Genomic DNA, 20,404 nt, shown 5'->3' with positions numbered 1-20,404 from the left:
ACCCGACGCCTTTATGAAAGTGACGTTGCCCGTCCCGCAGATGGCTCCAGGTGTGCCGCAACGATTGCCGCGCCGTTCGTCGTTGCGTTCGCGTTTCGTCTGGCCCTGGACCTGCCGCCCGCTTGCGCCGGTGCTCGCGCAATGGCTCCGTTTTGCGCTGCTGGCGTGCGTTCTCGGTTGTGTGACGGTGGGCGCGCTTGCGCACGCGGGGCAAGCGCAGGCGGCAGAGTCTGGTGCACCGGCTGGGTCCGCGCTGCCCCGATCCGGACCGGTGGCCGCTTCCGCGGCCCGGGCGGCCGACTCGGGCGGTTTTCCTCCGGTGCTCACGGTCGGCGTTGTCGCGGGCGGGTGGCCCCCGCTCGAAGTGCTCGACGGCAACACGCTGAGCGGTTTCAGCGCCGACTACCTGCGACTCGTCGTGGGTTCGCAGGTGAGGCTCGTGCCGCGCGTCTACCCCAATATGAGCGCCTTGCTCGCGGGCGCGTGCGCAGCCGAAATCGACGTGGTCATGAGCCTCGCGCGCGCACCGCAGCGCGAGCGCTGCCTCTCGTTCACCGTGCCTTATCTGAGCGGCAACGTCGCCTTCGTTACGCGCGTGGGCAACGAGGCGATCGCCACCACGGCGCGCCGCTTTGACCGTGCGCGCATTGCCGTCGAAAACGGCTATGTCCTCGAGCCGTTATTGCGCGAACGCTTTGCTCAGGCGGAAATTCTGTCGTTCACGAACACGGCCGCTGCGATGCACGCCGTCGCGCAGGGCAGCGCCGATGTCTACGCCGGTTTCGCGCCGGCCGTGCGCTATCAGCTCATTCACCATGACGCCTATCGCGGGCTGCGCGTCGCCTACGAGGAGCGCATCAAGGTGCGCGAGCTGCGCTTTGCGGTGCCGGTCTCCAAGGTCGCGCTGCGCGATCAGCTGAACGTGGCCGCGGGCGGCGTGCGCCCGACGGTCGCGGCTGCGCTGCGCGCGCGCTGGCTCGACGGCAGCGAGGGCGCCGGACACGGCGCGCAGCTGCGTTCGCCGCCGTTCGATCTCGACGCCGGCGAGCGCGCGTGGCTGCGCTCGCTGCCGCCGTTGCGGGTTGGCTTCGACGCGGGCTGGCTGCCCTTCAGCTACGCGAGCCGACGCGGATCTACCTCGGGCATGGCGAACGACTACCTCGATTATCTGAGCCGCAAGCTGGGCGTGACGTTCGAGCGCGTGCCGGTGACCAACTGGCCGGATGCGGACAGCGCGTTCCAGCGTGGCGAATTCGCCCTGCTCGCAACCATGGTGGACGATGGCGGGTTACCCGACACCACGCTCTATACCCAGGCTTTCGAACACTATCCACTGGTGATCGTCGGCCGCCGCGACGAGCCGATGGCGCGCAGCCTGAACGACTACGTCGAGCGCCGCGTGGTGCTGGCGCCGCATGCGCCGGCGGTGCACGTGCTGTTTGGCGCGGCACAGCCCGTTCGCGTGCTGCGTGCCGCCACGCTTGCGCAAGGGCTCGCGATGGTCCAGCGCAACGACGCCGATGTGCTGGTGGGCGATGCTGCCGCACTCGACGGACCGCTCAGCCGCCAGTACCTCGAAACGCTCAAGGTGGTGGGCGCGATCGGCACGGATGGAGCGACGGCCTTTGCGGTGCGCACCGACCTGGCACCGCTCAAGATGCTCATCGATCGCGCGCTCGACGCGATGTCACCCGTCGAGCAGCAAGAGATCCGCAACCACTGGACGGCTGTGGCCGCCGAGCGTAGCGGCGGGTGGAGCGTCAATGCGCTGCGGCTCCTGCCGCTCTTGATCGCGTTTGGCGTGGTGCTGCTCATCACGCTGCGCGCCTATGTGCTCCTGCAGCGCGAAATGCGCCGGCGCCGGCGTGCCGAACAGGTGCTCGCGAAGCAAGTCGAGCTGCAGGACACCATGACGGAGATGATTCCGTATCCGCTTGGCGTGCGCGACCTCGAAAATCGCTACCTGGCGGTCAACCGCGCATACGAAGAGATGACCGGCGTGCGCCGCAGCGAGGTGCTTGGCCGTACCGGTGCCGCGGTGGCCGCGTGGGGCGAGCAAAACAGCCAGCGCGTGGAAGAACTCTATAAAAAGACGGTGGAAGAGGGCAAGGGCCAGCGCGTCGAGTTCGCGTTCGATGGCCCCGGCGGCACAGGGTGCACCGGCGGAACCGGTGCCGCCGACGGCGAGAAGCGCCACGGCATTTTCTGGACGCGCCTGTGCCGCGATGCGCGCGGCGCGCCCTTGTGCGTGCTCGGCACGATGATCGACATCACCGAGATTCGCCGCGCCGAAATGCGCGCGCGCGCCTCCGAGCGGCTGCTCTCGGATGTCACGCGCTCGCTGCCCGCGATCGTGTTCCAGTTGCGGCGCGGGCCGGATGGCCGCTACGCGTTTCCGTACCTCGGAGGCGACACGGAGCGCCTGCTCGGCGACGCCGTCACGCAACTCATGCGAGCGCGCTCGCTCGACCTCGCGCGCGTGGATCCGCACGACCGCGCGCGGCTTGCTACGGCGCTCGAGCGCTCGGCGCGCCTGCTCATGCCGGTGAACACCGAGTTCCGCTTTCACGGCGCGGCCGGGCTGCTCTGGGTGCGCGCGGAGTTCGTGCCGCGCCGCACGGAAGATGGCGCGGTCGTCTGGAGCGGCTACGCCGTGGACGCGAACGTCGAGCATGCACGCGCCGACGAGCTCGCGCGCGCACGCGACCTTGCCGAGGCCGCGTCGCGCGCCAAGGACGACTTCCTCGCGATGATGAGCCACGAGATCCGCACGCCCATGAACGGTGTGCTCGGTCTCGTGGAGGTGCTCGAGCGCACGCCGCTCAATCCCGATCAGACGCAGATGGTCGGCATGGTGCACGAATCGGCCGGCGCGCTGCTGCAGATCCTCGACGATTTGCTCGACTACTCGAAGATCCAGGCCGGGCGCCTCGTGATTGCGTCCGAGCCGTTCGACATGCGCGAGCTCGTCGACAACGCCGTAGGCTTGCTCGCGGGACGGGCGCACGAGAAGGGGCTCAAGGTGCGCGTGGGCGTCGAGGCTGGCGTGGCGGCGCTGCTGCGCGGCGACAGCGTGCGCCTGAGGCAGATTCTGTTCAATCTGCTCAGCAACGCGATCAAGTTCACGCCGCACGGCGAAGTGAGCGTGAGCGTGGCGGCGCGCGACGTGGCGGGCGCGCGCGGCAAGCCACCGCGCCAGCGTGTCGCCATTACGGTGTCCGATACGGGCATCGGCATCGCGCCCGAAGCGCAGGCCCAGCTCTTCGAGCCGTTCGTGCAGGCGGAGACCTCGACTACGCGGCGCTTCGGCGGCACGGGGCTCGGCCTGACGATCAGCCGCAAGCTCGCGGCCTTGATGGGCGGCACGCTCGAGCTGCACAGCGAAGTCGGCCGGGGCACCCGTCTCACACTGCATATCGAATTGCCGCTCGAAGCGCAGGCCGGTCACGCGAACGCCTTGCGCGGCAAGCGCGCGCTCGTGATCTGCGACGATGCGCGCGTTGCCGGCGCGCTCATGCATTTCGGCGTCTCGCTCGGCATGAAGATGACGCGTCTCGAATCCGGCCCGCGCGTACTTGCCGCGATGCGCAAGCTCGCGGTGCACGGCGGCGTCGATCTCGTGTTCGTCGCGGAAGCGCTCGCGGGGGCGCTCGACGGGCATGGCATACCGGTCATCCGCCTGACGGACAATCCCAAGCCGAGTGGCTACCGGGTGGTGGAGAGCGGGGTGCGGGTGAGCGTCAACCCGCTTTCGTGGCGGGGTCTCGGCGCGGCTTGTGCGATGGCGCTTACCGGCCTGCCCGCGGTCGCGGCGCGGCCCGCGCACGCGGCGGAAGCCGTCCTCGCGGCACCGGATCGCGAGAAGGAGCGTGCGACGGGGCGCCTGATTCTCGTCGCAGAGGATCACCCCGTGAATCAGGAGTTGATCCGTCATCAGCTCGCGCTGCTCGGCTTCGCGTGCGACGTGGTCGACGATGGCGCACAGGCGCTGGATGCGCTGGCGAAGGAACACTACGGTTGCCTGATCACCGATTGCCATATGCCGAACGTCTCGGGCTATGACCTCGCTCGGCGCGTGCGCGAGATCGAAGCGGCCGGGACGGGCAAAGCACGCAAGACGGGCAAGGCCGCGTGCAGCGTGCCGCGCCTGCCGATTCTCGGCATTACGGCGAACACGGCGCCCGAGAACTTGCGCCTGTGCCGTGAGGCGGGCATGGACGACTGCCTCATCAAGCCCACGCGCGTCGCGACGCTGCGCGATCAGCTCGCGCGCTGGTTCGGCGCAGAGAACGCGCTTCGCACGGCGCACGAGCACGCGCTGCCGAGCCAGGTCGCCAGCGCCGTGACGTGCGACGCGGCTGCGCTACCCGACGACGGCGGCGAGTCCTGCGTGGCGGCCGTGACCGATCCGCTCGACCTCGCGCATATGATCCAGGTGTGGGGCAGCGAGGCGACGGTGAAGACCTTGCTGGGCTCGTTCGTCAGCGCGATGCGCGACGATCTGGATGCGCTGCCGCAACTGCTGGAGGACGTCGATATCGCGCGCCTGCGCGAATGGCATCACCGGCTCGCGGGTGCGGTGGGTGTGCTGCATTATCCGGCGCTGCTCAAGGTGCTCGAAACCTGGCGTCGTCACATGAACAGTCATACGCCGCAGCAATTGCGCGAGGAGGGGTTTGCGCTCATACGCACCTGTCACGCGATGCTCGACGGCATCGAGCAACAGGCCGCGCTGCTCGGCTGAAGCACGCATTCATCGCATCCTGGTCGAACGCGAAACTGGCAGTTTTGCCAGAAAAGAACGAGAGTTCGCCGAGGTCTGCTGGAGGCCTGAGTTTGAGCCGCCCGGACCGCGGGTAAGCAGCAGGCGAAAAAAAACGCGGCCGAAGCCGCGCTCAAGCTTGGAGACCCTTCGATGAAGAGTCACTTCTCGCAAAAAGAAGCATAGTTCGCACGCCGTCAGAAATCGAGACAAAAACGATCAATTAATTATTACCGGATGTATCGATAATCGTCTGGCGAGTAGCCTCCTGATTGCGGAACCAGTCGACCGTGAAGTCGACGAACGAGCGTGTTTTCGCGGGCACGTGGCGCCGCCCTGGATAGACCAGCGAGAGCTCCTTGTCGGCGTCGCGAATGTCGTAGTCGGCAAGCACACGCACGAGCGAACCTTGCGCCAGATCCGTGGCCACCTGGCTCGCCGGCAGGATCGTGATGCCCATGCCGGTGAGCGCGGCCTGACGGAGCATCACCGAATTATTGACGGCATAGGCCGGCTCGATCCGCACCAGCTCGCGCACGCCTTTGGCGCTCGCGAAATGCCATTCGTTGCCGTGAATGTCGGTGGACGGTGCGAGCAGCGTATGGTGCACGAGATCGCCCGGACGCTCGGGCACGCGGTGCTCGTCGAGGTAGGCCGGCGCAGCGACCGCGACCGGCGTGACGATGACAAGCGGACGCCGGATCAACGTGCCGCCGCTCACCTGGCGCGGCGCCACAATGCCGACGTCGTAGCCTTCTTCGATCAGGTCGACGGGGCGGTGCAGCAGCGTGAGCGCGAGCCTGACTTGCGAGAATGCGGCGAGATACTGCTTGAGCAGCGGTGTGAGGTCGTGCAGCGAGAACGACGCATGCGCGACCACGCGCAGTGTGCCCGAGGGCACGGAAACGCCGTGTGCGATCTGCGTTTCAACGCGTTCCAGATCTTCGAGCATGTGTCGGCATGCCTGGGCATACGCGCTGCCTGCTTCGGTCAGCGAAATACTGCGTGTATTGCGGTTGATGAGGCGCGTATGGAGATGCGCCTCGAGCAGCGCGACATAGCGCGTGACTACGGCGTTCGAAAGATTGAGGCTCGCCGCGGCGCGGCCGAATGAGCCGTGTTCGGCAACGCTCACGAACACGCGCATCGCCTGGAGCTGATTCATGGTTTTGGGACGCATCGACATGGAACAGGCGGGATTTACAGCGTAGGGGCGAGGTTAGCCCGCGCATGGACGGCGCTCGACGCAGGAATGCGGCGCGAGCGTTGCCGGATAGTACCGACAGGGATTGCCCCAGGGAATGAGACAGTTCCGAAACCGCTATTTGTCTCGAATTGACGGTGTTGCCTCATGGCAACGCTATATCGGGATATAGCGCGATCCTTGCCCATGCACGGGAATTCAAGATTGAGCGGACGCTTTGACGGTCAAGCGATTGCGGGGTGTATCGCTGAAGCATTCGACTTCTTCGAAAAGGCTTTTGCCATAGCACGGGATGGCCGCCTTGAAAGTGACGACCATAAACTTTGGCCTGCATATCAATGCGGCGCTGTGTTTGCGGTGCCAAGGGATCAAGCGAGCCGGCATGACGCCGGCCGCGGCGTCCACTTTTTGCCGAAAGGCTTTGCATCGAAGGAAGTCTATGAAAAAGAGTCTCGCTATTGCGGCCGCAGTCGCCGCGACATTCGCATCGGCGTCATACGCGCAAAGCAGCGTGACGCTCTACGGTATCGTCGATGCCGGTTTTACGTACACGACCAACGTGAACAACAACGCTAACTACGCGTTGACGAGCGGGAACATTCAGGCAAGCCGTTGGGGCTTGCGCGGCGTGGAAGATCTCGGTGGCGGCCTGAAGACGATCTTCACGCTCGAAAGCGGCTTCAACGTCGCGAACGGCCAGCAGAATGGCGGCCTGTTCAATCGGCAGTCGTTTGTCGGCCTCACGCATCAGAACTACGGCACGCTCACGCTCGGTCGTCAGTTCGACTCGATGATCGATTACGTCGGCCCGCTGACGGCGGTCGGCACCTGGGGTGGCAACTACATGGCCCACCTCATGGACAACGATGACCTCAACGGCACGTTCTCGCTCAACAACTCGGTCAAGTACACGAGTCCGAATCTGTCGGGCTTCCAGTTTGGCGGCCTCTATGCGTTCTCGAACAACGCCAACGGCTTCGCGGTCAACCGCGCATATAGCGCCGGTATGAGCTACGCGTTCGAAGGTCTGCGCCTCGGTGCGGCCTACACGCAGGTCAATGGCGCGGACGCCGGCGGTACCGGTGCGGTCCAGGGCTCGCCGCTCGTCAGCGCGTTCGGTGCGGGCAATGGCGTCATCGGCGGTGTCGGTGTGAACAACCGTCAGCGCAACTGGGGTGCAGGTGCAAGCTACACCTACGGTCCGCTGGTGGGCGGCGTCGTGTTCACGCAGTCGCGCCTGAACGACTCGTTCGGCAACTCGGTGCGCTTCAACAACATCGAAGCCAACGCGCGCTACAACCTGACGCCGGCGCTCGGCATCGGCGCGATGTACACGTACACGAACGCGAACGGCTCGATGCTCGACGCGAACGGCAGCAACTCGGCGCACTGGCACCAGTTCGCGCTGCAGGCCGACTACGCGCTCTCGAAGCGCACCGACGTCTATCTCGAAGGCGTCGGCATGTGGGGTGCTGGCGAGAACGCCGTCGGCATCACGCAGGTCGGCTACCAGGGCTCGAACAACTTCTCGTCGTCGAAGAACCAGGGCATCGTCACGACGGGTATCCGTCACCGCTTCTAATGAGGCGGGCGGCCCGGCGCCAGGCCGGGTCGTGGAATCAATCAAGAAGTGAAGTAGTAGAAGGTAGTACTTGGGTTAAGAGCGCCGCTCCCGGCGCTCTTTTTTTTCGCCTGTCATTTTTTCGTCTGAAGCCTTCGCTACCGTTCGTCATGTCGTATCGGACGCTTTTATCGGATTTGCTCTAGCATGTGACGAGGCGGCTGTCGCCTGATGGTGCAGCGCGTCACAACAAACGGAGAAAACCCATGAAAGCGCTTCGTCCGCTGCAGTTTGCTCTCGCTCTGTGTGTTCTTGCTTCCAGCGCCGCGTTCGCCGACACTGTCGCGCTGAAGGCCGATCTCGAACCTTCCAGCGAAGTGCCGCCGCGTGTGAGCCAGGGGCACGGCATGGTCAATGCGACGTTCGACACATCCACGAAATCGCTGAACTGGACCATTACTTACGAAGGCCTGTCGGGCCCGGTGGTGGCCGCGCATTTTCACGGACCCGCGCCGGTCGGCCAGAACGCAGGCGTGCAGGTGGGGATTCCGAAGGATGAACTCGCCAGCCCGATCAAGGGTTCCGCAACCCTCAACGAAAAGCAGGTCACCGATCTGATGGGTGGCCAGTGGTATTTCAACATTCATACGCAACAGAACCCGTCTGGCGAGATTCGCGGCCAGGTGCTGCCGGCGAATTGAGCACCGGCGGGTTGCGCGTCGCCTGGGTTGAGCACCGCGTGAGTGCTTGATGAGCGCGTGGGCGCGCGTCATGTCGATGGCGATGCGTCCGAGGGCAAAGCGCGGTGCGAGGAGCCCATACTCCATGAGTCTGCAAGGCAGGTTGATATGCTGGTTCTTGCGCCGCCGCTTTCTTCCGGCGACGCGCGGGCCCATCGACGTCGCACGCGTGCGCGCGCAAACTGCGAAGCGCGTGTGGCTGCCTCCGGTACCCAAGGGTTGGCAATTGCGCGAGCAGTATCGCGTTGCGGGCGCTCCCGACGCTTCCGATGCTCCATTGAGTGGCGAATGGTTCGTGCGTGAAGGCGGGGCGCCGCGCACGATCCTCTATCTGCATGGCGGCGGCTACTACTTCTGCTCGCCGAAGACGCACCGTGCAATCGCGTTCGGCCTCGCCGCGCGCGCCGAGGCGGACCTCTTTTCGCTCGACTATCGTCTCGCGCCCGAGCATCCGTTTCCAGCGGCGCTCGATGACGCACTGGCCGCCTACCGTCGCTTGCTGGCCGACGGCGCGCCTGCGCAGTCGCTCGTGATCGCGGGCGACTCGGCGGGCGGCGGGCTTGCGCTGGCTACGCTCGTCGCATTGCGCGACGCTGGCGATCCGCTGCCGGCCGGCGCCGTGCTCTATTCGCCGTGGACCGACCTGGCGGTCACTGGCGCGTCGATTCACGAAAACGACGGTCGCGACCCGATGTTCTGCGGCGACGTATTCGCGCGCATTGCGCCGCTCTACCTGGGCGCGGCGAGCGCGACCGATCCTTATGCCTCGCCGCTTTACGCCGACCTGCACGGCTTGCCGCTGCTTTTCATGCTGGCGGGCAGCACCGAGACGCTGCTCGACGATACGCGTCGGGTCGCGCAGCGCGCCCGTGCGGCAGGCGTGAGCGTCGAGTGCGGGATCGAGCGCGATCTGCCGCATGTCTGGCCGATTTACGCGCCGTTCATGCCCGAGGCGCGGCGGGCGCTCGACGACTCCGCGCACTTCGTGAAGCGCGTGACGACGGCCGACGACAGTGCCCGCTCGCAGCGGTCCGTGCACGGGCAGGCGGGACCCGGGGCGGATGCGCAATCGAATGCGCAGCGCGCGGCTCAATCGAGCGCAACGTCGAGCCCGTCGTAGGCCGCGTGCACCGCGGCCTCGCCATAGCGGCGCTCGAGCTTGCGCACCGTGAAATGGCCGTGCGCGACGTTCTGGAAGTGATCGATGAACACCGTGTTCACCATGGCGCCGAGTACCGCGCCGATGGCCGGAATCGACTTCGCGGCCACCTGCTCGCTGACCTGCACGGAAAAACGCGCGGCCACGGTTTGCATGAGCTTGAGCAATGCGGTCGAGCCGTGCGCGGCGAAGCCCTTGGTCGCCATTTCCGATGAAGCTTTCGATACCGCCTGCGCGAGCGCGCCACGCACGATGAAGTAGCCGAAGTCGGCTTCGTCGTCGGTGGCCGAGCGTCCGCCCATGCCGAATACGGTCAGGCACTGGAGCTGGGTGTCGGCGCTCGCGAGGTCTTCGCCTTCGCTGCGCGCGATATCGCAGATCGAGCGGAACATCAGCGTCGTCGTGACGGGGAGCTCGACCGGCAGCGCGAACAGGCCGAACGCGCCCCCCGCCGCGCCCGTCGTGGCCACCGCGAACTTGTGCAGCAGGTTGCTCGGCCTTGCACCTGGCTTCGAGCCCGCTGCCGCCCCAATGGCACCCGCACCGGCGATCTCCAGCGTGCCCTCGGCCTGTTTGCCGAGTGTCTTGAGCGCAATCTGCAGGCATTTGCGCAGCGCCGCCTGGGTCGCGTCGTTGACCTTGTCGTTCGCCGCGCCGGGGAGCTTCGCGATCAGCTTCTCGACCGGCGCGCCCACGATCGCGGCGAGCTTCATGCCGAGCGGCGGCGTTTCCAGCTCGTGCTTCGCGTGCCTGAGCGCGGCGAGATCGGCTTCGGAAAAATCGGTATGTGACCCCATAAATCTCCCGGAAAAACGGTTCGGCAATTGCCGCTCGACGCCCAGTGTAGAGGATCGCACCGTGCTATGATTTCAATTATTTGACGTATCAATCGTTGCGGGATCAAAAAATGGCCGTCCATACTGCCGCCCATCACTCAAGCGGGCAGGTGCTGCCGTTCCGGGAATCGCTGATGGCGATGCTCGGCATTTCCTTCGTGACCATGCTGGTCGCGCTGGATCAGACTGTCGTCGGCACTGCGCTGCCGACCATCGTCGCCGAACTGCGCGGCTTCGAGCTTTACGCGTGGGTCGCCACGTCCTATCTGCTGGCCTCGGTCATCACCGTCCCCATTTTCGGGCGACTCGGCGATTATTACGGTCGCAAGCCGTTCGTGATCGCGTCGATCGTCGTCTTCACCGGGGCCTCGGTGCTGTGCGGCGCGGCCAACAGCATGATGTTCCTCGTGCTCGCGCGCGGCCTGCAGGGCATCGGCGGCGGCATGCTGGTGGGCACCGCGTTCGCCTGCATTCCCGATCTCTTTCCCGATTCGGTCGTGCGCCTGAAATGGCAGGTGCTGATGAGCTCGGCGTTCGGCATCGCCAACGCGGTGGGGCCTTCGCTTGGCGGCTTTCTCACGCAGTACTGCGGCTGGCGCTCGGTGTTCTACGTGAACCTGCCGGTCGGGCTGCTTTCACTCGTCTTCGTCTGGCGCTATCTGCCGCATTTGCGCCATGTGGCGCACAAGGAGCGCATGCGGCTCGACTGGCCCGGCGCGCTGCTCATCGCCGTGACGCTCGGCAGCCTGCAGCTGTTCGTCGAGCGGCTGCCGCAGCACGGCGTGACGTTCTCCGCACTCGGACTGCTCGCGCTGGCCGGGGCCGCGGGCTGGGCGCTCTGGCATTGGGAGCGGCGCTGCCCGCAGGCGATCCTGCCCGTCGACATGTTCCGCAACGCGAGCCTCAATGCGCTCTTCACGCTGGCGGTGCTGGGCGGCTTCACGATGTTCTCGCTGCTGTTCTATGCGCCGCTGCTGTTCCAGGGCGGCTTCGGCATGACGCCGAACGAGGCGGGCATGGTCATCACGCCGCTCGTGGTGTTCATCACGATCGGCAGCATCGCGAACGGGCGCATCGTCTCGCGCATCCGCAACCCGAACCAGATGCTCTACATCGGCTTCTCGATGCTCGCGTTCGCGTGCTTCGCGGTCGCGCTCGCCTCGCACAACACGCCGCACGCGCTGCTGATGGCGGTCATGATCGTGGGCGGCCTCGGGCTCGGCTTCGTGATGCCCAATCTGACGGTGTTCGCGCAGCAGACCGCGGGCCGCGAGCATCTGGGCATCGCCACGGCGCTGCTGCAATCGCTGCGCATGATCGGCGGGATGTTCGGCACGGCGCTGACCGGCACGATGGTCACGCAGCTCTACACGAGCGGCGTTCAGAAGGCGCTGGATGCCGATCATGCGATGCACTGGTTCTCCCAGCTCTCGGACCCGCAGATTCTCATCAATCGAGACGCGCAGCACGCGCTCATTGGCGAACTCGCGCAGGCCGGGCACAATGGCGCGCCGCTGCTGGAAGCCGCGCGCGAGGCGCTGGTGGGTGCGATTCATTTGGGCATTGCGGTGGCCGCGGTCATCGCGGTCGTGTCGATCTGGCGCACGCGCCGCGTGCCGCCCATCAAGCTGCAGCGCAAGGTCGAGCCCGTGATCCACGCTGACTGAGCGCGAGCGCCGCGCGGCCAGCGCACTATATGCAGAGAAAGGCAGTGAGGCACGCAAGGCACGCCGCCAGAGACAGGAAGACAGGCAGGAAGACACAGCATGGAAACACAGGACCGCATCGCGATCGTCCAGCAATTCGGGCGCACTTATCGCACGTTCATGTCGGCGTTCGAGGCGCAGGTGGGGCATCCGTTGCCGCGCTGGCGCATTTTGCTCGCGCTACATGACCAGAATGGCGAGTCGTCGCAGAAGCGGCTTGTCGAGCGCCTGCGCGTGGATCCGGGTGCGCTCACGCGGCAACTGAAGTCGCTGGAGGCGCTCGGCTGGATCGCGCGCAGCACGGACGCGCGCGACAACCGCATCACCAACGTCCAGCTCACGCCGGCGGGGCACGAGGCCGTCGAGGCGGGCCTGCCGCGGCGCAACGCGTTCCTGAACCAGACCATGTCGCTGCCCGATGACGCGCTCACGGCGCTTTCGGGGGCGTTGCGGATGATGGAGGAGCGCATCGGTGTGGCGGTGGCTGCGCAAGCCGAAATGGCCGCGAGCGCCGAAGCGAAGGACGGGACGTAAAGAGCGGGCCCCGTAAAAGGAAGCGGATCGGGCACGGCCAGACTGCAAGCGCCTGGCCGGTACGCATCCGCGTGTCATACGCCGTCGATCGAACGGCAGAACGATCAGAAGAACGTTTCGATCACTTCCGTCACGCGATATTGCCCGTCGACCATCAGCACCTGGCGCCACTTGTCGAACGTGAGGCAGGGGTGCGAGATGTCGAAGCCGATCATGTCACCGACCTTGATGTCCGCGCCGGCCGGGATCTGCAGATAGGCATGCTGATCCATCATCTGGAAGATTTCCCAGCCCTCGCTCGCGGCGATCTCGCGCGGCATGCTGCCCGCGCCGCTCGAAGGACGATAGTGGCGGCTCGGCTCCGGAAAGCCCGCATCGAACGCGGCGTCGCGCTTGCCGAAGCCGATGATCGCGCGGCCCGGCTCCGGAATCGACTGCACGCAGGCCCACAGCTGCAGCGCCGGCAGGAGCGCCACGCCCATCTCACGCGCGACCGGATTGCGCGTGAGGATCTCCGACTGCGCCTGCTTGTAGACGCCCACGTCGTGGGTGAGATAGCAGCCGGGGCGCAGCACGACGTCGATCGTGCCCGCCTGTGTGGCCTTCGCGAATTCCTCGGCCACCACGTCGTACCATGCCGATCCCGCGCCCGAGAGCAGCGCAGGCGTGCGGGCAAACTTGCCCGCCGCGGCGAGCTCCTCGGTGACATTGAGGGCGTCGCGCAGGAAGGTGCGCACCTCGCTTTCTTCCTTGAGGACGCCCTCGTAGATCTCCACGCCCGCGAGCTTGAGCGAGTCGGGATAGCGCGCGATCGCGTCGATCACGGTGCGGCGCGTATCCGGATCGCGCACGCCGGTGCGCCCGCGCGGCACGCCCAGTTCGAGCAGCACCTGCAGCGTGCGCCGCGAGGCGCGGAAGAATTCGCCGAGCTGCTCGACGCCTTCGACCGAATCCACGAGGCAGAAGAATTCGAAGTCGGGATCGCTCAGCAGCTCGGCGATGATGGCCATGTTGTGGCGGCCGACGAGCTGGTTCGCCATCAGCACGCGCGTGATGCCGCCGCGATACGCGGCCCGCGTCTGGTGCGCCGTGGCGAGCGTGATGCCCCATGCGCCCGTGTCGATCTGGCGGCGAAAGAGCTGCGGCGCCATCGTGGTCTTGCCGTGCGGCGCGAGCTTCACGCCGTAGCGCGTGACGAACTCCTGCATCCATTTGAGGTTATGCTCGACGCGGTCGGCGTAGAGGACCGCCGCCGGCAGGCTGACGTCCTCGGCGAGCAGATTCCACTCGAGGCGTGACGCGTCTCCCAGCGGCACGCTCGCGCCCGGCAGGTTGCCGAGGCCCTTGCTGTTCGGGTCGATCGTCGCACTCTGATAGTTTGTAACTTTCATTTCCGTTCGCTCCATCTACTCTCCATTGCGCCTGCCTGCAGGGAAACTGCGCGTGTATCGCAGGTTCGGCGTTGACTCGGAGATAGTACACAAAGTACCATCTCTTCGGGAAATGTTATTTATTAACAGCGTTTCGGCGCTGGTTCATCCACTTGCTGTCCTGAGCCCCAGGTTGAGCCCTACGTTAAGCACTTTGCGCCCTTCATGAATTCCGCCGCCGAACCGGGTCGTTTCGATATCGTTGCCCGAATCGCGCAATGCGTGCCGGATCTGCGTCCGGCCGAGCGCGATGTCGCCGCCCTGATTCTGGACGACCTCGCCGCCGCCGCGCGCGCGAGCATCGGCGAGCTGGCGCGGCGCGCGGGTGTCAGCGTGGCCTCCGTCACGCGCTTCGCGAAGGCGGTGGGTTGCCACGACGTGCGCGAGCTCAAGCTGCGGCTTGCTCAGGCGGCCGCCGTGGGCGAGCGCTTCTTGCGCGCCGCGCCGGACGATGGCAGCGGCTCGCGCACGGGTAAGGGCGGGCGAGGCAAAGCGCGTGGCGGAGAAGGCGCGCAGGCGCCCGCCGAAGACGCGCTTGCCACGCGGGTCTACGACGAAATCCATGCCGCGCTCGCGCGCAACCACGAACTGCTGCGCCAGGCGCCGTTCGCCGAGGCCGCCGCTGCGCTGGCCCAGGCGCGCATGATCTATGTGTTCGGCATGGGCGGCGGCTCCAGCGCGCTCGCCGACGAAATGCGCTTTCGCCTCGTGCGCCTCGGCCGGCCCGTGGCGTCGTATCAGGACAGCCTGCTGCAGCGCATGGTTGCGAGCACGCTCTCGCCCGATTGCGTGGTAGTCGCGCTTTCCGTGACCGGGCGCGTGCCCGAGCTGCTCGATGCGTGCCGCATCGCGTGCGGCTATGGCGCGAAGCTGGTGGCGCTCACCGCGCCGGCGTCGCCGCTTGCCGCGCTCGCCGACTGGCTCGTGCCGATCGTCGCGAGCGAGACCGATTTCATTTACAAGCCGTCGTCATCGCGTTACGCGATGATGATGGCGCTGGACGTGCTCGTGACGGAGCTTGCGCTCGCGCAGCCCGAAGCGAGCCGCGAATTGCTGCGCCGCATGAAGCTCACGCTCGACACGCATCGCGGTATTGCCGGACGCGGGGGCGCGCGCCAACCGCTCGGCGATTGAGCAGATTGAGCAGATTGAGCCGATTGACCAGATCGACAACATTGGACGGGACCGGAGCACACGCTCCGGATCGACAGGAGAACAAGCCATGCATTCGCATCCGGAAGCTGCCGACACCCTGATCTTCGGCGCCACGCTCTACGACGGCACGGGCGCGCCGAGCGTCGAGCGCGACGTCGCGCTGCGTGACGGCCGCATCGCCGCCATCGGCAATCTGTCGAACTGGCTCGCGGAGGAAGTGATCGAGGCCAACGGGCGCGCGCTCGCGCCGGGTTTCATCGACGTGCACACGCACGACGACACGCACGTGATCCGCTCGCCGCAGATGCTGCCGAAGATCAGCCAGGGGGTAACGACGGTGATCGTCGGCAATTGCGGGATCAGCGCTTCGCCGGTGTCGCTCAGGGGTGAGCCTCCCGATCCGATGAACCTGCTCGGCGAGCGCGATGCGTTCCAGTACCCGACCTTCGCGGCCTATGTCGACGCCGTAAACGCGGTGCGGCCCGCGGTGAACGTGGGCGCGCTGATCGGCCATACGGCGCTGCGCAACAACCATATGGACGATCTCAAGCGCGCCGCCACCGGTGACGAGATCGCAGCGATGCGCGCGCAGCTCGAAGAGGCGCTCGCGCACGGCGCGCTCGGGCTCTCCACCGGGCTCGCCTATGGCAACGCCTTCGCGGCCTCGACCGAGGAAGTCGCCTCGCTTGCCGAGCCGCTCGCCGCGGCCGGTGCGCTCTACACGACGCACATGCGCACCGAGTTCGACGCGATCCTCGAAGCGATGGACGAGGCGTATCACATCGGCAAGCACGCGCGCGTGCCGGTCGTCATTTCGCATCTGAAGTGCGCGGGGCCCTCGAACTGGGGGCGCAGCGCGGAAGTGCTCGCGTCGCTCGAAGGCGCGCGCAAGTATCAGCCGGTGGGCTGCGACTGCTATCCGTATAGCCGCAGCTCGTCCACGCTGGACCTCAAGCAGGTGACGGGCGACATCGACATCACGATCACGTGGTCGACGCCGCATCCCGAGCAGGCGGGCAAGCTCATCAAGGACATCGCGGCCGAATGGGGCGTCTCGCAGCAGGAGGCCGGCAAGCGTTTGCAGCCGGCCGGCGCGGTCTATCACAACATGTTCGAGGACGACGTGCGCCGCATCCTCTCGCATCCCGCGACCATGGTGGGCTCGGACGGCCTGCCGAACGACCCGCTGCCGCACCCGCGCCTGTGGGGCGCGTTCCCGCGCGTGCTCGGGCACTACGCGCGCGATGTGGCGCTGCTGCCGCTCGAAGAGGCGGTGCGCAAGATGACGGGCTTGTCGGCGCGGCGCTTTGGCCTCACACAGCGCGGCGAGGTGCACGTGGGCTGGCACGCCGACCTCGTGTTGTTCGATCCGGCGAAGGTGCGCGACGCCGCGACCTTCGAGAAGCCACAGCAGGTGGCCGAAGGCATCGACGCGGTGTGGGTGAACGGCGTGCTCTCGTACCGCGACGGCCAGCCGACGGGCGAGCGCGCGGGACACTTCGTTGCGCGGGGCACGCGCGATGCACAGGCGTTCTAGGTAAAGCGCGTCAGTTTTTTACGCACACACTATTTCGACCCCAGGCGTGCGCGGTTTCCTGCGTCAGTCGCGAAGCCGCATGCGCCGCACGAACTCAAAGGAGCAAACGATGAAACGAATTGGAGCGGAAGGCGGCAAGGGCCAGGGCGGACAACATCTGCCGTTCGCGCGCGCGGTGGAAGCCGACGGCTGGCTGTACGTCTCGGGCCAGACGCCGATGGAAGGCGGCGAGGTGATCAACGGCGGTATCGTCGAGCAGTCGCACAAGGCCATCCAGAATCTTTTCGCCATCCTGAAGGAAGCCGGCTACGGCGCGGAGCACGTAGTGCGCTGTGGCGTGTGGCTCGACGACGCGCGCGACTTCCAGTCGTTCAACAAGGTGTTCCGCGAATACTTCGGCGAGCATCCGCCGGCGCGCGCCTGCGTGCAGTCGAGCATGGTGGTGGACTGCAAGGTCGAGGTCGATTGCGTCGCCTATAAGGCGCCGGCCGGGAAGTAAAGGCTGGCCCTGATTGGCGCAGGGGCGTGTGAGCGCCTCGCGAATGCTGTGGAAAAACGGCTGCCGGGCTATCTGGCGGCCGTTTTTTTATTCGCGTCGCCGCCGCGCGGCGTGCCTTGCGTGATGCGCAGCTCGATCTTCATGCCGGCGGCGACGGCCATGTTGATGAGCGAGTCGAGCGAGAACAGCTCGATCTTGCCGCGCACGAGATCGGACACGCGCGGCTGCGTCACGCCGAAAAGCTGGGCCGCCTGCGCCTGGCTCATCTTGTTGCGCTTGATGTATTCCTCGAGTGCGATCATCAGGTCGCTGCGCAGCGTCATGTTTTGCGCGGCTTCGGGCGTGTCTTCGATGGCGTCCCAGACACTGTCGAATTGCTGGATCTTCACGGTTCGGATTCCTGTATCAGGGCCGCGCGGTAACGCTGCCTGGCGAGAGAAAGGTCGGTGAACGCCGTCTTTTCCGTCTTCTTGCTGAAGCAGTGCAGCACGTGGATGGCGTGGCGAATGCGCGCCACGTAGAACACGCGAAACGCACCGTGCTCGTCGCGAATGCGAATCTCGCGCACGCCAGGACCCACGGGATTCATGGGTTTCCAGTCGTGCGGATCGAGCCCGTGCTGGATGCGGCGCAGCTGACGCCCCGCTTCGCGCCGCGCCTTCTCGGGAAAACGCTTGAGATCGGCTAACGCACTGCCGCAAAACTCCAACGGCTTTACATCGCTGATGTTATACAAAATTTTATATGCCCTCCAGAGGTTTGAGCCACCCGGCGCGCGCCGGGAGTGATATGGCTCAAGTTTCTGAACGGACGTGGCTTTGCGCCCCCGATTACATCAACGCTCAACGCATTTCCAGGCCCCGTTAGCCATCCGGCCAAGGGGTGAAATTCCCAATATTTGAACGAGCAATCACATATTGGAGATCGCGGAAAAACCGCCCTACAATCCGATCCATCCGACATGACGCGCCATGCGCTTCAGACAAGCACGCAACGCGCAGTCGGCTGCACACATACAAAAGCCCACGCTCGCGCAAGACGCGCGCTGCAGCGGGCAAAAATCGGAGACGTCAGCCATGTTCCAGCCTGCGAAGTGCGCGGCCTCGTGCCGTCCGCCGTCAAGCGCGAAAGCGCGTGCTTGCTCTCCGAACCATGGCCCGCTGGCTGTCGTTTGACGCCGTGCCCTTATTTCCGTCCTTCTGATCGGCCTCGCCATGAACAAAGCGATGTCCCCGAATCTTGCCGAGCGCTTCGAGAGCGCCGACGCCATGCCAGCCGCTGAATCCGCCGCGCCCGCTCAGGCGGTGCCTGCCGCCGGCCGCCCGCAGCCGCAAGCCAAATCGCGTTCCGGCGCCGACGAGATCGTCGGCCTGCCGGGCGCGCTGCTCGACGGCTCGGCGCAAGCTGGCACGCAGACGCTGTTGCGCGGCCTCGCCATCCTCGAAGCCGCCGCTGCCGGCGTGCGCGATCTGCGCTCGTTCGGCGCGGTGCTCGGCACGACGCGCAGCACCACGCACCGGCTCGTCTCGAGCCTCGTGCAGGCGCGCTACCTGCGCCAGGTGCAGGGCGGCTATCTGCTCGGGCCCAAGCTCATCGAGCTCGGCACGATCGCGCTCGAGCAGATGCCGCTCACGGCCGTGGCGCGCACGCACCTCGAAGCGCTCGCCGAGGCGACGCTCGACACGATCCACCTGGGCGTGCGCGACGGCGACGACGTGCTCTACATCGACAAGATCCCCGGCCAGCGCGGCCTCGAAATGCGCTCGCGCGTCGGGCACCGCATGCCGCTCGCATCCACGGGCATCGGCAAGGCGATGATGCTCGACCTCGCGCCGCAGTCCTGGCGCGACTTGTTCGAGGCGTCGCGGCGCGCGCTCGCGGGCGTGAGCTTCCGTCCCGATCACAACCTCGATCCCGACACTTTCCTCAAGCGCATGGCCACGTACTCGGCCGGCGGCTACACGTTCGATCTCGAGGAGAACGAAATTTCGATCCGCTGCGTGGCCGCGCCGGTGCGCGACGCGTCGGGGGCGATCGTGGCGGCGCTATCGGTGGCGAGCACGATTCCCTACATGCCGCTTGAACGCATGGACGAGCTGATCCCGGTCGTGCAGCGCGAGGCGCGTGCGATCTCGCAGGAACTCGGCTGGCGTGTGCCGCAGCCCGCAGCGCGCAGGATTCGCCGATGACCGCGCGCACGACAGCCGCGCACGGCGTACGGGGCAAGCCGGATGCCGCCAAAGCGAAGCGCGCCGTGCTCATCGGTCTCGACTGGGGCACGACTTCGCTGCGCGCGTATCTGTTCGACGCGGCGGGCGAGGTGCTCGACACGCGCATCTCGACGGCCGGGATCATGAACTTGCCGGTGCCGGCCGAAGAGGGCGGCTTCGACGCCGCTTTCGACGAGGCCTGCGGTGTGTGGCTCGCGCAGGGCAGTGCGCTGCCGGTGCTGGCGGCGGGCATGGTCGGCAGCGCACAGGGCTGGGTGAGCGCGCCGTACGTGGAAACGCCCGCGAGCGAAGACGCGCTCGTGGCGAGCATCGTGAAGGTGCGTGCGGCGTGTGGCGTGGAGCTGGCCGTCGTGCCGGGCGTGCTGGAGCCGGGCGCGTTGCCCAACGTCATGCGCGGCGAGGAAACGCAGATCTTCGGTGCGCTTGGCGCGCAGGCCGGTGCTCACGCGGCGCCTGCGAGTCGACCGGCGGCGCAAGCACAGACACAAGCGGTGGCGCAAACGCTGATCGGCCTGCCCGGCACGCACGCCAAATGGGTGGTGATGGAAGGGGCGAGCATTGCGCGCTTTTACACCTTCATGACGGGCGAGGTCTACGCGGCGCTCACGGCGCACACGATCCTCGGCCGCACGATGAAGCGGCCCGTCGTGCCCGATACGGCGGCGTTTCTGCGCGGCGTGACGGTGGCGCGCGAACACGGCTGCGCCGGTGTGCTCGCGACCGCGTTCAGCACGCGCACGCTCGGCCTCACTGATCAACTGGCCGCCGACGAGCAGCCCGATTACCTCTCGGGCCTCCTGATCGGTCACGAGCTGGCCGGGCTCGAAGCGGTGCTCGCACGTCGCGACGTGGAGCTGGCGGCATGCGCGCCGCGGCTGATCGGCGCCGACGCGCTCTGCGAGCGCTATCGCCTCGCGCTCGCGCAATTCGGCTGCGGCGGTGCGCAGATCGTGCACCGGGCGACCGAGCGTGGCCTGTGGCGCATCGCGGTGCGCGCGGGCCTGGTCGTCGGCGCGGGCCAAACGGCGTGAACGGCGCGAAGTGCACAGC

16 protein-coding genes are annotated in these 20,404 nt (G+C 66.5%); 11 read left to right on the top strand and 5 right to left on the bottom strand.

Going from position 1 to position 20,404, the window contains the following annotated elements; all coding sequences use genetic code 11:
- Positions 1–13: 13 nt before the first annotated feature.
- The gene (locus BO1_RS02740) at positions 14–4,744 is read left to right on the top strand and encodes an ATP-binding protein (RefSeq protein WP_245643688.1); all 4,731 of its coding nucleotides are present in this window, start codon (positions 14–16) and stop codon (positions 4,742–4,744) included.
- A 241-nt stretch (positions 4,745–4,985) separates the two neighbouring features.
- Here the strand turns inward: BO1_RS02740 and BO1_RS02735 are convergent, their stop codons facing one another.
- Positions 4,986–5,927: a LysR family transcriptional regulator gene (locus tag BO1_RS02735; protein ID WP_028216239.1), complete on the bottom strand. Its 942-nt coding sequence runs from the start codon at positions 5,925–5,927 to the stop codon at positions 4,986–4,988.
- A 478-nt stretch (positions 5,928–6,405) separates the two neighbouring features.
- Here BO1_RS02735 and BO1_RS02730 point away from each other — a divergent pair, with 478 nt between their 5' ends.
- From BO1_RS02730 to BO1_RS49410, 3 genes are all read left to right on the top strand, one after another.
- Positions 6,406–7,548, top strand: coding sequence for a porin (locus tag BO1_RS02730; RefSeq protein WP_028216238.1), 1,143 nt, complete (start codon positions 6,406–6,408; stop codon positions 7,546–7,548).
- Between the two features lie 245 nt (positions 7,549–7,793).
- Positions 7,794–8,228 carry a CHRD domain-containing protein gene (locus BO1_RS02725; protein WP_028216237.1) on the top strand — a complete coding sequence of 145 codons (435 nt, stop codon included), beginning with the start codon at positions 7,794–7,796 and terminating at the stop codon, positions 8,226–8,228.
- A 124-nt stretch (positions 8,229–8,352) separates the two neighbouring features.
- Positions 8,353–9,387: an alpha/beta hydrolase gene (locus BO1_RS49410; RefSeq protein ID WP_063744658.1), complete on the top strand. Its 1,035-nt coding sequence runs from the start codon at positions 8,353–8,355 to the stop codon at positions 9,385–9,387.
- Here the strand turns inward: BO1_RS49410 and BO1_RS02715 are convergent.
- Positions 9,357–10,223, bottom strand: a complete 867-nt coding sequence (locus tag BO1_RS02715) for an EcsC family protein (RefSeq protein ID WP_028216236.1) — start codon at positions 10,221–10,223, stop codon at positions 9,357–9,359. The two genes, BO1_RS49410 and BO1_RS02715, sit on opposite strands and share 31 nt — an antisense overlap.
- A 110-nt stretch (positions 10,224–10,333) precedes the next feature.
- Here BO1_RS02715 and BO1_RS02710 point away from each other — a divergent pair, with 110 nt between their 5' ends.
- Together BO1_RS02710 and BO1_RS02705 are read left to right on the top strand one after the other, a co-directional pair.
- Positions 10,334–11,929 (top strand): MDR family MFS transporter, encoded by a 1,596-nt coding sequence (locus BO1_RS02710; RefSeq protein WP_028216235.1) that lies wholly within the window; start codon positions 10,334–10,336, stop codon positions 11,927–11,929.
- Between the two features lie 99 nt (positions 11,930–12,028).
- A complete protein-coding gene (locus tag BO1_RS02705) occupies positions 12,029–12,502 on the top strand; it encodes a MarR family winged helix-turn-helix transcriptional regulator (protein WP_028216234.1) in 474 nt (157 codons plus the stop codon).
- Positions 12,503–12,606: 104 nt separating this feature from the next.
- Here BO1_RS02705 and BO1_RS02700 read toward each other — a convergent pair whose 3' ends face one another.
- On the bottom strand, positions 12,607–13,893 hold the full coding sequence (locus BO1_RS02700; RefSeq protein ID WP_028216233.1) for an amino acid deaminase: 1,287 nt from the start codon (positions 13,891–13,893) through the stop codon (positions 12,607–12,609).
- A gap of 204 nt (positions 13,894–14,097) precedes the next feature.
- Here BO1_RS02700 and BO1_RS02695 point away from each other — a divergent pair, with 204 nt between their 5' ends.
- The 3 genes from BO1_RS02695 (at position 14,098) to BO1_RS02685 (ending at position 17,123) form a co-directional block, all read left to right on the top strand.
- A complete protein-coding gene (locus BO1_RS02695; protein ID WP_028216232.1) occupies positions 14,098–15,066 on the top strand; it encodes a MurR/RpiR family transcriptional regulator in 969 nt (322 codons plus the stop codon).
- A gap of 88 nt (positions 15,067–15,154) precedes the next feature.
- Complete coding sequence (locus BO1_RS02690) at positions 15,155–16,624, top strand: N-acyl-D-amino-acid deacylase family protein (protein WP_028216231.1); 1,470 nt, start codon at positions 15,155–15,157, stop codon at positions 16,622–16,624.
- Between the two features lie 109 nt (positions 16,625–16,733).
- Positions 16,734–17,123 (top strand): RidA family protein, encoded by a 390-nt coding sequence (locus BO1_RS02685; protein ID WP_028216230.1) that lies wholly within the window; start codon positions 16,734–16,736, stop codon positions 17,121–17,123.
- Between the two features lie 68 nt (positions 17,124–17,191).
- On the opposite strand, the gene BO1_RS49405 is transcribed toward BO1_RS02685, so the two are convergent.
- Positions 17,192–17,512 carry a helix-turn-helix domain-containing protein gene (locus BO1_RS49405; protein WP_043283573.1) on the bottom strand — a complete coding sequence of 107 codons (321 nt, stop codon included), beginning with the start codon at positions 17,510–17,512 and terminating at the stop codon, positions 17,192–17,194.
- The gene (locus BO1_RS02675) at positions 17,509–17,859 is read right to left on the bottom strand and encodes a type II toxin-antitoxin system RelE/ParE family toxin (RefSeq protein ID WP_407669892.1); all 351 of its coding nucleotides are present in this window, start codon (positions 17,857–17,859) and stop codon (positions 17,509–17,511) included. The genes BO1_RS49405 and BO1_RS02675 overlap by 4 nt, the downstream gene beginning before the upstream one ends.
- 478 nt (positions 17,860–18,337) lie before the next feature.
- Between BO1_RS02675 and BO1_RS02670 the strand changes: the two genes are divergently transcribed.
- The gene (locus BO1_RS02670) at positions 18,338–19,312 is read left to right on the top strand and encodes an IclR family transcriptional regulator (RefSeq protein ID WP_028216228.1); all 975 of its coding nucleotides are present in this window, start codon (positions 18,338–18,340) and stop codon (positions 19,310–19,312) included.
- The gene (locus tag BO1_RS02665; protein ID WP_028216227.1) at positions 19,309–20,385 is read left to right on the top strand and encodes a 2-dehydro-3-deoxygalactonokinase; all 1,077 of its coding nucleotides are present in this window, start codon (positions 19,309–19,311) and stop codon (positions 20,383–20,385) included. The genes BO1_RS02670 and BO1_RS02665 overlap by 4 nt, the downstream gene beginning before the upstream one ends.
- The last annotated feature ends 19 nt before the right edge of the window (positions 20,386–20,404 follow it).

The sequence above is a fragment of the Paraburkholderia oxyphila NBRC 105797 genome (genome assembly GCF_000685075.1).
Classification (GTDB): Bacteria; Pseudomonadota; Gammaproteobacteria; order Burkholderiales; family Burkholderiaceae; genus Paraburkholderia; species Paraburkholderia oxyphila.
The sequence above is the reverse complement of the archived record's forward strand: the minus strand, read 5'-3'. Positions and strand labels throughout refer to the sequence as shown.